Consider the following 13,387-nt stretch of genomic DNA (forward strand, 5'->3'; position numbering starts at 1 on the left):
GACTTGCTGCCTGTCTCGGTCCGCTTGCGGACCGGTCGCCTCAAAGTTTTCTGCGCTTTTCGGGCCATCTCGTCGCTGAATCAACGTAACCCTGTCTTCATAACCCAACGTGCTTTTGTGACCAAATGGTCATTTCCTGTTGACCGATCTCGGGAGCCGTGTCAGGATTTTGAGACCAGATGGTTACAAATCTGGCATCCCGGCTGATGAGCCGATGGATATCGAGGAAACGGCAGTGAAGGCGCGGGCTTTCAGCTATTTTCGGGCTGCGACGATCGACCAGGCGCTGGATGCTCACGCACGCGCCGGGGACGATGCGCGTTTCATCGCCGGCGGCCAGAGCCTGGTGCCGGCGCTGTCGCTGCGGCTGCAGGCGCCGCGGCTACTGATCGACATTACGCATATCGACGAACTGTGCGGCGTCAGGCGTGAAGGTGACAGCTTGCGCATCGGTGCGCTGACGCGCCACTGCGAAATGCTGAGCGAGCCGCTGATCGCCGAGTTCGCGCCGCTGCTGCACGCTGCGGCACCGTTCGTCGCCCATCCCGCGATCCGCAACCGCGGCACGCTCGGCGGCAGCGTCGCACTGGCCGACCCCGCCTCCGAATTTCCGGCGATGACCTTGGCGCTGGATGCCGAGATCGAGATCGCCGGGCCCTCAGGCCGCCGGCGCGTCAAGGCCGACGACTTCTTCATCGACCTGTTCGAGACGGCGCTACAGCCCGGCGAGCTGATCACCGCGATCTACGTTCCGCTGTTCAGGGCGGATCAGCGCTTTGCGTTCGACGAGCTGGCGCGGCGGCGCGGGGATTACGCGCTGGTCGGTTGCGGCATCCTCGCGACCTGCACCGGGGAGCGCATTGACGACATCCGCATCTCCTTCTTCTCCGTCGGCAACACGCCGACACGGGCCAAAGGGGCGGAAACAATTTTGATCGGCGCGAGCCTGGATGCGGCATGCATCGCTTCCGCGCAAGGCGCGCTCGAAGGCGATCTCGCGCCGCCCGAGAGCGACGAGGTGCCGCCGGCGATGCGGCTGCATCTCGCCCGCGTATTGCTTGGCCGTCTGCTCGGACGTCTCGGTGAGGGAGCATGAGCGGCTTCGACGACAGCCTGCTGAACGAGGCGGACGAGACGGTGCGAGTCCGCCTCGTCGTCAACGGACGCAAGGTCGCCTGCGAGGTCGCGCCGCGCGAGACGCTGGTCGATTGCCTGCGCGACAGGCTCGAGCTGACGGGCACGCATGCCGGCTGCGAGATGGGCGCTTGCGGTGCCTGCCTGGTGCAGCTCGACGGCCGCGCCGTGCATTCCTGCCTGATGTTTGCGGTGCAGGCTGATGGCGGCAGGATCGACACGATCGAGGGGCTCAGCGAGAGCGGCCTGCTCGCCGATCTCCAGGCCGAATTTCATCGCCGCAATGCGCTGCAATGCGGCTTTTGCACGCCGGGCATGCTGATCAACGCCAACGAGCTGCTCTCGCAGACGGCGCAGCCGAGCCGCGACGAGATCCGCGACGCGCTGTCGGGCAATTACTGCCGCTGCACCGGCTATGAAGCGATCGTCGATGCCATCGACGCGGTGGCCAAAGCGCGCAGCGCACGCGGAGGCGCAGCATGAGCGCGCCGCTGACCTCGCTCGATCGGCCCAACTCCTATATCGGCCGTTCCGTGCCGCGGCCGAACGCCAAGCGGCTGTTGGCCGGGCGGGGACGTTATGTCAGCGACCTCCGTCTGCCGCGTATGCTCTTCGCCGCGTTCCTGCGTAGCCCGCATGCGCATGCGAAGATCGTCGCGATCAAGACCGAGCAGGCGCGTGCAATCGAAGGCGTGCATCTCGTCGCCACCGGCGCCGATCTCGCCAGGATCTGCACGCCCTGGACTGGCACGCTCGATCATTTCAAGGGCATGACCTCCGCACCGCAATTGCCGCTGCCGCTCGATCGCGTGGTCTGGGCCGGACAGGCGGTGGTCGCCGTCGTTGCCGAGAGCCGGACGATCGCCGAAGATGCGCTGGAGCTGATCGAGGTCGACTACGAGGACCTTCCCGTCGTCGTCGACATCGACGGCGCACGCGAGGCCGGCGGTCCGCTGGTCAATCCCGGCAGCGCCAACAACACCTGCTTCCGCAGCCAGCTCGACAACGGCGCTGTCGATGACGCCTTTGCGCATGCGGCCCATGTGGTGGAGGAGGAGTTCTCCTTCGGCCGCCATACCGCAGTGACGCTGGAGCCGCGTGCCATCGTTGCGGATTACGATCCGTCCGCGGGCACGCTCACCGTGCATCACGGCACGCAGACGCCGTACCAGTTCCAGGATCTCTACTCCCGCCACTACGGCATCCCGGAGGCGGGCGTCCGCGTCATCGCGACGGACATCGGCGGCTCCTTCGGGATGAAGCTGCATGTCTATCACGAGGACATGGCGGTGGTCGGTCTCTCGATCCTGCTCGGCCGTCCCGTGAAGTACGTTGCCGATCGCATGGAGTCCTTCGTCTCCGACATCCACGCGCGCGACCACCGCGTCCGCGCCCGCATGGCGCTCGATGCCAGGGGCGAGATCCTGGCGATGGACGTGCTGGATCTGACCGCGATCGGCGCGTTCTCGACCTATCCGCGCACCAGCGTGGTCGAGGGCAACCAGGTCATTCGCCTGATCGGCGCGCCCTATCGCTTCAAGAATTACCGCGCCACGCTGGAGGTGATCTTCCAGAACAAGGTGCAGACCAGCCAGTATCGCGCCGTCGGCCATCCCATCGCCTGCGCCGTCACCGAGCGGCTGGTCGACATGGCAGCAGGCAAGCTCGGCCTCGATCCCTTCGCCATCCGCGCGCGGAACGTGATCGCCGACGATGCCTATCCGCAGACCTCGCCGACCGGCTACCGCTTCGAGGCGCTGTCGCATCAGGCGTGCCTGAAGCGCCTGCACGAGATGATGGACTACGACGGCTTGCGTGCCGAGCAGGCGGATTTGCGCAAGCGCGGCGTCTATCGCGGCATCGGCATCGCCGCCTTCGTCGAGATCACCAATCCCAGCCCTGCGTTCTATGGCGTTGGCGGCGCGCGCATCTCCTCGCAGGACGGCGCCACTCTCAGCCTGACGCCGTCGGGCGAGGTCCGCTGCCTGATCTCGGTCACCGAGCAGGGGCAGGGCACCGAGGCGATCATCAGCCAGATCGTGGCCGACCAGCTCGGCCTTGCCCAGGAGCACGTCAAGGTCATCACCGGGGATACCGAGGTGACGCCGCATGGCGGGGCGACCTGGGCCTGCCGCGGCGCCGGCATCGGCGGCGAGACCGCGCTGCAGGCGACGCGCGCGCTCAAGCGCAACATCCTGGAGATCGCCGCGCTGATCCTCCAGGAGCAACCGTCGGCGCTCGACATCGTCGATGGCGAAATCGTCGACGCAGGCACGCGGAACCAACGGATGCCGATCTCCGAGATCGCACGCATTGCCTATTTCCGTTCCGATACGCTGCCGCCGGGCACGCAGGCGCAGCTCACGGTGAGCCATCATTTCGCGCCGCAGGGCTATCCCTTTGCCTTCACCAACGGCATCCAGGGCTGCTCGCTGGAGGTCGATGTCGAGACCGGTTTCATCAAGCTCCTGAAGCATTTTATCGTCGAGGATTGCGGACGCGTCATCAATCCGATGCTGGTCGACGAACAGCTCCGCGGCGGCATCGTGCAGGGGCTGGGTGCTGCGCTGTTCGAGGAATGCCGCTACAGCGACACCGGTCAGCTCATGAACGGCTCGCTCGCCGATTACCTCGTGCCGATGCCGATGGAGATGCCCGATATCGTCATCGCCCACGTCGAGACGCCGACCGCCGACACCGAGCTCGGCGCCAAGGGGGTCGGCGAGGCCGGCACGGCGGCGGCGTCGGCTTGCGTGCTCAATGCGGTCAACGACGCGCTCGCGCCGTTTGGTGCCACGATCAATTCGATCCCGATCACGCCTGCCAAAGTCCTGAAAGCCCTGAAGCGTTTCTAGAAAAAAGACAATTGGAGGAAATCATGCCCAAATCCGGTTCGACGTCGAAGATAACTCGCCGTACCGCACTCGCCGGCCTCTCGGCCGGCGCGGCGCTACTTGCCATGCCCCGGCTCGGCCGCGCCGCGGACGAGACGATCCGCATCGGCTTTCCGACGCCGCTGACCGGCCCGTTCGCGGCGGAAGCGCGCGATCAGGTCAAATGCGCCGAGCTCGCGGTGAAGCTCGTCAACGACAAGGGCGGCATCGGCGGCCGCAAGGTCGAGCTGCTGGTGCGCGACGACAAGCTCAACGCCGGTGAGGCCGCGACGCGTACGCTCGAGCTGATCGAGAAGGACAAGGTTCATGCCGTGGTCGGCGCGCTCTCCAGCGCCGTGCAGCTCGCGGTCAACGAGGTTACCCGCGCCCGCGGCGTGATCTACGTCTCGATCAGCCAGTCGGACACCATCAACGAAGCCAAGGATTTCAGCAAATACACCTTCCATGAAGCGCTGAACCCACACATGACGACAGCCGCGGTGGCGCGGCAGACGCTGAAGAAGGGTATGAAAGTCGCCCATCTCGTCGCCGATTATGCGTATGGCCATGAGATGCTGCGCGGCTTCAAGCGCGCGCAGGCGGCGATCGGTGCGGACAATGTCGGCGAGATCCTGCATCCGTTCGGTGCTGCCGACTATTCGACCTTCATGCCGCGCCTGATGTCGATGCGGCCGGACGTGCTCTGCATCTCCAATTTCGGCCGCGACCAGGCCAATGCGATCAAGCAGGCCGTGGATTTCGGCGTCAAGCAGCAGATGAAGATCGTCGTCCCCGTCATCCTGCACAACCAGCGGCTCGCGGTCGGCCCCGACGTGTTCGAGGGCGTCGTCGGCGGCGCCAACTATTATTGGGGCCTGGAGACGCAGAGCAAGTCGGCGGCCGCCTTCAATGCCGCGTTCAAGGCTGCCAATGGCGGCGCGATCCCGACCGACTACGGCGCCTATGGCTATTCCGGCGTCGGATCGTTGCTGGCTGCGATGCAGGCCGCCGGCGGCACCGACACCGATAAGGTGGTCGATGCGCTCGAGAAGCTGCAATATGATCTGACCAAGGGGCCGCAGCATTACCGCAAATGCGACCATCAGTCGGTTCAGTCGGTGCTGGTGCTGGAGTCCAAGAAGAAGTCCGCCATGGCGGGCGACAACGATCTGTTCGCCATTCTCGCCAACGACACCGGCTCGGACGACATGCTGCGCAGCTGCAGCGAGCTCGGCCACGCCACCTGAAGCCTGTGACGATGGACCTGTCGCTGATCATCATGCAGCTTCTCTCCGGGATCGCCCTTGGGGCGGTCCTGGTGATCACTGCGCTTGGACTGACGATCGTGTTCGGCATGCTCGGGGTGGTCAATTTCGCCCATGGCGCGCTGTTCATGATCGGGGCCTATGCCGGGCTGTATCTGGCCTCGCTCACCGGAAGCTTCTGGTGGGGGCTGCTGCTCGCGCCCATCCTGATCGGCGCTTTCGGCATGCTGATCGAGTTCGTGCTGATCCGCAGGCTGTATGGACGCTCGATCGACGATCCGCTGCTGCTCACCTTCGGCCTCAGCTACGTCCTGGTCGAGGGCGTGCGCATCGTGTTCGGCAGCGACGGCATTCCGTTTCCGACCCCGCCGCAGCTGATCGGCGTGCTCGATCTCGGCATCGGCTTCTTCCCCCGCTACCGCCTGTTCGTCATCGCGCTGGTGGCGGTGGTGCTGCTGGCGCTCTGGCTGACGCTGGAGAAGACCCGTGTCGGCCTGATCGTGCGCGCAGGTGCGCGCGATCCCACCATCATGCAGGTGCTCGGTGTCGACATCGGCCGGGTGTGGCTTGCGATCTTCGGGCTCGGCGTCGGTCTCGCCGCGCTGGGTGGCGTGCTCGCCGGGCCCATGCGCAGCGTCAATCCGGAGATGGGCTCGCTGGTACTGGCCGAAGCCTTTGTCGTCACGGTGATTGGCGGTCTCGGCTCGATCGTCGGCGCGGTCGTGGCCGGCCTCATGGTCGGCATTTCCATCAGCCTGGTGGCGCTGTTCGCGCCTGAAATGGCGACCATCGTCATGTTCGCGCTGATGGCGGTGGTGCTGCTGATCCGCCCGCAAGGCCTGTTCGGCGTGAGAGGGAGGACGGCGTGACGCACCCTTCGAGCGGCGAGGCTCTCGCCAAGCCTGCGCCGAGCGGGCTCGGCCGGCTTCTCGACCACCGCGTGCTGCTCTCCATCGCCGTGCTGGCGATATTGCCTTGGCTGCTGCCGTCCAAGGCGCTGGCCGTCAACGTCCTGATCTACGGTGTCGTGGTGATGGGCTACAATCTGCTGTTCGGCTACACCGGGCTGTTGTCGTTCGGGCAGGCCGCGTTCTTCGGGGCGGGTGCATACTTTACCGGCATTGCGATCGGCCGCTATGGCGTGCCGTGGTTTGCCGCGGTCGCGCTCGCCGTGGGTCTCAGCACCTGCCTGGCGGCCCTGATCGGCATTGTCTCGACGCGCACCCGCGGCATCTATTTCTCCATGGTGACGCTCGCTTTGGCGCAGCTCGTCTACTACGTCGCGCTCCAGGCGTCCTCCTTCACCGGCGGCGAGAACGGCCTGCGCGGCTTCACCGTCGACCGCATCAGCCTGTTCGGCCTCCAGGTCAATTTCCTCGACCCCATCAACAAATATTACGTGCTGATGGCCTTCGCGGCGCTGGCGATGTGGTTCCAGTCGCGCATCCTGAACTCGCCGTTCGGGGCCGTCATCGAGGCGATCCGCGAGAACGAGCAGCGCGCGCGGGCCTGCGGCTACGACGTAGAGCGCAGCAAGCTGGTCGTGTTCATGCTGTCGGGCGCGATCTCCTCGCTCGGCGGTTGCATGCTGGCGCTGCATCTGTCGATCGTGCCGCTCGACATCCTGCACTACCAGACCTCGGGCATGATCGTGATGATGGTGCTGCTCGGCGGCGCCCGCAGCTTTTTCGGACCCTTCGTCGGCGCGGCGAGCTTCCTGATCCTGGAGGATGTCATCTCGCTCTGGACGCCGCATTGGCAGATCTTCGTCGGCGCGATCTTCGTGCTGTTCGTGCTGTTCCTGCCCAAGGGCATCTGGGGCACGCTGCTGGATGCCCTTCGCATCGGAAAGGCGCGGCGATGAGCGGCGAACTGCTTCGCGCCGAGGGAATCGGCAAGCGCTTCGGCGGCTTTGTCGCGCTCGAGGATATTACCTTGTCCTTTGCGGCGGGGCAGCTCACCTCGATCATCGGGCCGAACGGTGCCGGCAAGAGCACGTTCTTCAACATCCTCTCAGGTGCACTGACGCCGACCTCCGGCAAGCTGCATTTCCGGGGGCGTGAGCTGAACGGCCTGCCGCAGCACCGCTTCGTGCACCAGGGCATTTCACGGTCCTACCAGATCACCAACATCTTTCCGGACCTGTCGGTGCACGAGAACGTCCGCGTCGCCGCCCAGGCGCTGACCGTGAGCTATGACATCTGGCGGAATCGCGCGCGGCTGACCGAATTGCATGCGCGTGCCGATGCGGCACTCGACGCGGTGGGGCTTCTCGGCAGGCGAAGCGAATTTGCAAAGTTCCTCTCGCACGGCCAGCAGCGCGCGCTGGAGATCGCGATCGCGCTGGTCTCCGAGCCCGAGTTGCTGCTGCTCGACGAGCCGACCGCCGGCATGGGTCCCGAAGAGACCAAGGACATGGTCGCGCTGCTGGAACGGCTCGCCGACAAGCGCACGGTACTGCTGGTGGAGCACAAGATGAAGATGGTGCTGGGCCTGTCCAAGCGCGTCGTGGTGCTGCACCACGGCCGCCTGCTCGCGGACGGCGCGCCGGACGAGATCAGGAGCAATCCGGAAGTCCGCCGGGTCTATCTCGGACAGAGTGAAGGTTATGGCTGAGACAGCGCTGCTCGAAATCGAAGATCTCCACGCCTGGTATGGCGCGAGCCACATCCTCCACGGCATCTCCCTGCACGTGAAGGAGGGCGAGGTGGTTGCCCTCGTCGGTCGCAACGGCGCCGGCAAGACCACGACCTTGCGAACCATGATGGGCCTCATGCCGAAGGCGACCGGCCGCGTGCGCTTTGCGGGCATGGAGCTCCTGCCGTTGCGCGCCCATCAGCGCTTCCACCTTGGCCTCGCTTACGTGCCCGAGGAGCGGCGCATCGTTCCCGGGCTGTCGGTGCGCGAGAACCTCCGGCTCGGTCTCGTCGCGGCCGGCAGCGGCATCGAGGAGCGGGCCGCGATCGACGAAATCGCCGCGACCTTTCCGCGCCTGAAGGAGCGCCTCGACCAGGAGGGCGTGACGCTCTCCGGTGGAGAGCAGCAGATGCTGGCGATCGCGCGCGCACTGATCGGCAAGCCCAAGATGATCCTGCTGGACGAGCCCTCGGAGGGCATCATGCCCGTCCTCGTCGAGGAGATGGGCGTGCTGTTCCGTCGCCTGCGCGACGAGGGCAAGACATTGCTGCTGGTCGAGCAGAACGTCGAATGGGCGCTGCGGCTGGCCGACCGCGCCGTGATCATCGACCAGGGCGAGGTCGTGCATGAGAGCAGCGCGGCGGCGCTGCTCGCGGACAAGGGCATCCAGGAACGCTACTGCGCGGTCTGACGTTTAGCCCGCTAGGCAACGGCCTTGGCGCCGTCGAGGCGCTGGCGTTCGTTCGCGAGATAGTCGCCGATCGCATCGGCTGACATGGGTCTTGCGAAATAATAGCCCTGGATGAAGTCGCAGCCGAGCCGGCGCAGGGTGTCGAGCTGGGCGCGGGTCTCGACGCCCTCGACGACGCAGGCGATCTCCATGTCGTCGCAGAGGCCCGTCAAAGACTTGATGATCTTGTGACTGACCGGATTCTCGTTGATGTCGGCGACGAAGCTGCGGTCGACCTTGATCTTGTCGAGCGGCAGCCGGTGCACGTGGCTCAACGAGGAATAGCCGGTGCCGAAATCGTCCAGCGAGATGCCGCAGCCCATCGCCTTCAGCGTCGAGATGGACTGCTGCGCGCGCACGAAATCGAAGGTGACGGCGGTCTCGGTGATCTCGAAGTCGATCCGACGCGGCGACAGGCCGCTCTTCTCGATGATGGAGATCAGCGGCAGGATGCCTTCGGCGGCACAGACGTCGTGGGCGGACAGGTTGAACGACAGGCGGATGTCGTCGGGCCAGGACTTGGCCGTCGCGAGCGCCCGCGCCAGCAGCGTCTGCGTCAGTGGGCGGATCAGGCCGATGCGCTCGGCCGCCGGAATGAAATCGGCGGGGGAAACCCAGCCGAGACGCGGGCTGTGCCAGCGCGCCAGCGTCTCGAAACCCGCAGTGTGCTCGCTCATGGCATCGACGATCGGCTGGAACACCAGCTCCATCTCGGCGCCAAAATCGGAGGTGCGCAGCAAATTCTCGATCACGCCGCGGCTGCGGATCTCGGCCTCGAGCTCGCCCGAGAAGATCACGGTGCGTCCGCGCAGTTGGCGCTTGGCATGATAGAGCGAATAGTCGGCGCATTCATAGAGAGCTTCCGACGTCGTCGCGGAGTCCGGAAACAGCGCAAAACCGATCGAGCAGGACAGGCCGGTGTGGGCGGTGTCGAGCTGGTATGGCAGCTTGACCTGCCCGCCGATACGTTCGCCGAGCCGTGCCAGATCGGCATCGTCGGGATCGCCACAGACGACGAGGCCAAACTCGTCGCCGCCGAGTCGGGCGAATTCCACGCGTTGCGGGCCGAAGCCCTCGCAGACCTCGCGGATGCGGCGACCCGCCTCGATCAGGACGCGGTCGCCGACGCTGTGGCCGTAATTGTCGTTGATCGGCTTGAAGCCGTCGAGGTCGATGATGCCGACCGCGACGCGAACGTTTCTGCGCTCGGCGTCGGCAAAGGCGCTCGTCAGTTCGGCGAAGAAGCGGCGGCGGTTCGGCAGCTCGGTGAGGGAATCGAGATTGGCGAGGCGGAAGTTCTCGTCCGAGAGTGCCTGGGTCGCCGCCTGCTGTGCCAGCAGCGACTTGCGGCTGGCGACGAGATCGGCGAAGTCCCGGTAGTAGATGGTCAGCACCGTCACCATCGCGCCGGTGACCAGCAAATTGTTGACGGCCATCGCCTCCAGCGTCGGCTCGCCCGTGGCGAAGTAGAACACGACGTAGGGCACGTCGACGACGAGAGTCACGATCAGCGCGGCCGAACGCAGATGCATCAGCGAGAAGATGCAGCCGATCACGGTCACCGCCATGTAGAAGGCCACCTGGCTCTTGGCAAAGGGATCGCCATAGGGATAGAGGGCGAACGACCAGACGGTGAAGCCCGCCGCGATCGGTGCCGCGATCCAGTTGGAGAGACGCAGATTGCCCAGGATGTCGGCGTCGCTGCGGACGACGTGGCGCTGCCGCAGCCACCAGAAGGTCCGATAGCCCGCCACCGCGATCAATACGCCGGGCACGATCATGCTGAGTGAGGCCGGCGCCAGCGGCACATAGGTATATGCGACCGCGATCGTGTTGGTGATCAGGATGAAGTAGAGCAGCGGGATCTGCTTGGAGAAGGCGTCGAACTGCGCGCGCGTCAGCTCGGGATTGTCGGCCGGCACGCGAAACAGCCGCATTGCGGCGGCGAAGTAAGACTTCAAATCGGCAACAGGCATTGAAATACGAGCCCCGGATCCTGAAAACGCGGCGATCTTGCATAGCGTGGGTAAAGGGCCCGTTAGATCGGGTCCTGCGCGAAAGACCAGCGCAGGTTGCGCGCTACCGCTGCATTTCCGGACGCGTGCAATGGTGAGGCTGTGTTAACGATACGGGGCTGCGGCAGCAGGCGTATCGCGGTGAAGTCCTGCAAAAACCGCCGTTACGCTCTGCTAACCATGCGCTTCGCCGCAACGTCTTGCCTCGAAGGATGGACACGGAGAGACCCTCCCAAATGCGATTGCGCTGCGCAGCGGGGGAGCCAAGGTCCTGGCGGAGAAGGGCTACCACTATCAGTACCTGTTCGTGCGCAACGCCAAGCACGTCGATCGGTCGACGATCGCACAGACGCTGCCGTCGGCGCTCGAGTGGATCTGGAAGGGCTATCCATCCCCTGAGCGAGGAGCAGCCCAAAGCGCGATGAGATTAGGTCTTTGGTTTATTGTTTGAGCATGATCTTCTCGGAAAACCGCTGCGCACTTTTCCGGATCATGCTCTAGCGTCCGATCGTGACCCCTGCGGTCGAGCGCATCGCATCCCGGAGGCTCCGCGCGTTCATGTCGTCGAGGACTTCTCGCGTCAGCACGGTGGTCTGCCCGGGCGTGTTGAGGATTGTCTCGCCGCGCGATGAGGAGAGCCGGTCGGCCTTGTAGGGCGCGGCGGGATCGGTGGCGGGCGTGTGGTGAGGCCGTTTGCCGGACGCCGCAAAGGCTCCTTGCGAGACGCAGAGGGCGGCGATCACGATCAGTCGCAACAGCTTCGCAGGCATGTGATCTCCCATGTCCGGGAAACCTCAGCCTAGCACGGCGTGACGACGCTTGCAGCGGAAAGGATCAGGCCAGAGCGGCCTGGCGTTCCCGCACCGGTTCGCGAACCCGGTCGAGCTTCCCTGGCTCGGCGAGCCGGGTGAAGCTGCGATGGCTCGCCTGCGCGGGGGCCTCGACGATGACGCCTTCGCAGACGATCTGTCCGCCGAGCATCTTGAATTCCAGCTTGTCGTAGCGCGGCATCGTCTCGCCGGGCGCAGGCGGCAGCAGCCCAACGCTGCCCTGGATGTTCAGCGTGGCTTCGCCGGTGCCGTGAAGGCGGGGATTCCACATCCTGATTCCGGTTTCCGCCCAGCGCTGCCGGATCAGCGCGGTGCGATCGGCAGGTTCCGTGGCCTTCGCGCGAAGTTTCGGCGCACTGCGAATCTCTTCACGTGGAGCCGCGAGAGCCGGAGCCGGCTCATCATGCGTGACCACGAGGGCGTCGGCGGAAGAGTCCTCCGCGGCGACAGGGGCAGGATCGCTTGCGACCGGCTCGGTTGCCACCGCAGTGCCGGAGGCGGAATCGCTGTCGATCTTGTCTTCAGCGACAGGCTCCGCCGGGACGTCGCGATCGGCAAGCGTGACATGGGTATCGTCTAGAACAGGCTCGACATCCACGACGGCAACGGTGGAGGGATCGTCGGCAACGACGAGCGCGGGGGCGTCAACCGAAGCGACATCAACCGGAGCGACATCAACCGAAGCGACCTGGAGATTGGACGAGGTCTCCTCGGCCACATCAGGCTCAACGCCGGCCGCGAACTCGGGAGGTGGATCGCTGCTGATGACGGGCTCGGCCGCTTTGGCCGGCTCGTCCTCGACGTCGATGGCCCCGACCGCTTCAATGGCGTCGGACTCGGGCTTCGTCGAAAGCTCCACAGGCGGATCATTGGCGATGACGGGTTCAGGAACATCGACTGGTTTGGGACCGTCGACCGTCTCGCCGGCGGCTTCGTCCGGGACCAAAACCTCTGCGACCAAGACCGGCTCGAATTCTGTCGGAGCCTGCTGCAGGGAATCGTCGCTGCCGGCGACATCGGCCGCTGCTTCCGCGATGACAGGGTGGGCGGTGCCGTTTTCGGCGACCGCGGCGTCGCTGCGCAGCGGATCAGTGCCGATGCCGGTGTCGAGAGCCGGAAGAGCTTCAGCGTTGTCGGCAACGATGACAGGCTGTTCGGCGACCACCGCCGCACCGTCGATGCTGCCGCCATGCGGCAAGGGCCGAAGCCGGGTGAACGCCCATTTCACCGCGGGGATGCGGCGCAACAACGATATCAGTCTCGAAAGCACTGGGAGTTGTCCAAGAGGTACTCGGCGTGAGGCAATCGCTGATTCGCCAGCAATGTGAAAAACTGCCCCGGCCGTCACACCCCTGTCAATGTAGACAGGACCAATGCAGAACATCCACGCATCCCGCGCGCGGGCGGCTGCATGATGTGTCAGGCATCATCGAGAAAGTGCGGTTGTCATCAGGCCGCCGTGCACCGGCTGCCAATGTGATCGCTCCCACAGAGCTGCGGCGCCGATCACGGATACGCTTCCTTCGAAAGCGAAGGAGAGAAGACGTGATCCGCAAGATATATCCGGCTGCGGTCCTCGCCGCATTGATCTGCGCACCTGCCTTGGCAAATGATCTCACGCCAAAGATCGCCGCTCATTTGATCCCGCCGAATGCGGAAATCCACATTTCCTGGACCAGCCCCGCATCCGACCCGCAGGGCCGTTCGATCGAGGTGGCCTGCGGCGAGGTCACGGTCCGCAATCCCAGAGGCTTCGACACCATGACGTTCGCCTATGTCATCGGCGACGACAAGCTTTGGCTGGCCAGGGAAATCGGATGGATGAAGGAACCGGAGCCACAGGGGATCCGCAGCGTGATGAGATATTGCCCCGGCCGTTGATCGACGCCGGTCGGCCTGCGGG

At 65.1% G+C, this 13,387-nt stretch carries 12 protein-coding genes; 9 read left to right on the forward strand and 3 right to left on the reverse strand.

Translation table 11 applies throughout. The annotated features are described in order from the left end of the window. The first annotated feature begins 235 nt into the window (after positions 1-235). The 8 genes from XI04_RS00530 to XI04_RS00565 are packed head-to-tail and all read left to right on the forward strand — an operon-like array spanning position 236 to position 8,600. Complete coding sequence (locus XI04_RS00530) at positions 236-1,096, forward strand: FAD binding domain-containing protein (RefSeq protein WP_038949243.1); 861 nt, start codon at positions 236-238, stop codon at positions 1,094-1,096. Next, positions 1,093-1,617 carry a (2Fe-2S)-binding protein gene (locus XI04_RS00535; protein ID WP_038949242.1) on the forward strand — a complete coding sequence of 175 codons (525 nt, stop codon included), beginning with the start codon at positions 1,093-1,095 and terminating at the stop codon, positions 1,615-1,617. The genes XI04_RS00530 and XI04_RS00535 overlap by 4 nt, the downstream gene beginning before the upstream one ends. After that, positions 1,614-3,989: a xanthine dehydrogenase family protein molybdopterin-binding subunit gene (locus XI04_RS00540; RefSeq protein WP_038949241.1), complete on the forward strand. Its 2,376-nt coding sequence runs from the start codon at positions 1,614-1,616 to the stop codon at positions 3,987-3,989. Before XI04_RS00535 ends, XI04_RS00540 begins: the two co-directional genes overlap by 4 nt. Positions 3,990-4,012: 23 nt before the next feature. After that, positions 4,013-5,254 carry an ABC transporter substrate-binding protein gene (locus tag XI04_RS00545; RefSeq protein WP_038973422.1) on the forward strand — a complete coding sequence of 414 codons (1,242 nt, stop codon included), beginning with the start codon at positions 4,013-4,015 and terminating at the stop codon, positions 5,252-5,254. A gap of 11 nt (positions 5,255-5,265) precedes the next feature. Continuing rightward, positions 5,266-6,141 carry a branched-chain amino acid ABC transporter permease gene (locus XI04_RS00550; protein WP_028142726.1) on the forward strand — a complete coding sequence of 292 codons (876 nt, stop codon included), beginning with the start codon at positions 5,266-5,268 and terminating at the stop codon, positions 6,139-6,141. Next, positions 6,138-7,136 carry a branched-chain amino acid ABC transporter permease gene (locus XI04_RS00555; protein WP_038949238.1) on the forward strand — a complete coding sequence of 333 codons (999 nt, stop codon included), beginning with the start codon at positions 6,138-6,140 and terminating at the stop codon, positions 7,134-7,136. The genes XI04_RS00550 and XI04_RS00555 overlap by 4 nt, the downstream gene beginning before the upstream one ends. Further along, on the forward strand, positions 7,133-7,888 hold the full coding sequence (locus tag XI04_RS00560) for an ABC transporter ATP-binding protein (protein ID WP_095427017.1): 756 nt from the start codon (positions 7,133-7,135) through the stop codon (positions 7,886-7,888). Before XI04_RS00555 ends, XI04_RS00560 begins: the two co-directional genes overlap by 4 nt. Continuing rightward, positions 7,881-8,600 carry an ABC transporter ATP-binding protein gene (locus XI04_RS00565; protein ID WP_212475563.1) on the forward strand — a complete coding sequence of 240 codons (720 nt, stop codon included), beginning with the start codon at positions 7,881-7,883 and terminating at the stop codon, positions 8,598-8,600. The genes XI04_RS00560 and XI04_RS00565 overlap by 8 nt, the downstream gene beginning before the upstream one ends. Positions 8,601-8,611: 11 nt before the next feature. Here the strand turns inward: XI04_RS00565 and XI04_RS00570 are convergent, their stop codons facing one another. The 3 genes from XI04_RS00570 to XI04_RS00580 all read right to left on the reverse strand — a co-directional run bounded on the left by XI04_RS00570 (position 8,612) and on the right by XI04_RS00580 (position 12,733). Continuing rightward, positions 8,612-10,615 carry a putative bifunctional diguanylate cyclase/phosphodiesterase gene (locus XI04_RS00570; protein ID WP_271610402.1) on the reverse strand — a complete coding sequence of 668 codons (2,004 nt, stop codon included), beginning with the start codon at positions 10,613-10,615 and terminating at the stop codon, positions 8,612-8,614. 536 nt (positions 10,616-11,151) lie between these two features. Beyond that, on the reverse strand, positions 11,152-11,424 hold the full coding sequence (locus XI04_RS00575; RefSeq protein WP_038949233.1) for a TonB-dependent receptor plug domain-containing protein: 273 nt from the start codon (positions 11,422-11,424) through the stop codon (positions 11,152-11,154). Between the two features lie 64 nt (positions 11,425-11,488). After that, on the reverse strand, positions 11,489-12,733 hold the full coding sequence (locus tag XI04_RS00580) for a hypothetical protein (protein WP_271610727.1): 1,245 nt from the start codon (positions 12,731-12,733) through the stop codon (positions 11,489-11,491). Positions 12,734-12,900: 167 nt separating this feature from the next. On the opposite strand from XI04_RS00580, the gene XI04_RS00585 reads away from it, so the two are divergent. Further along, on the forward strand, positions 12,901-13,365 hold the full coding sequence (locus XI04_RS00585; RefSeq protein ID WP_271610403.1) for a hypothetical protein: 465 nt from the start codon (positions 12,901-12,903) through the stop codon (positions 13,363-13,365). Positions 13,366-13,387: the final 22 nt, after the last annotated feature.

Origin of the sequence: Bradyrhizobium sp. CCBAU 11430 (genome assembly GCF_028128855.1) — a bacterium.
GTDB lineage: Bacteria > Pseudomonadota > Alphaproteobacteria > Rhizobiales > Xanthobacteraceae > Bradyrhizobium > Bradyrhizobium ottawaense.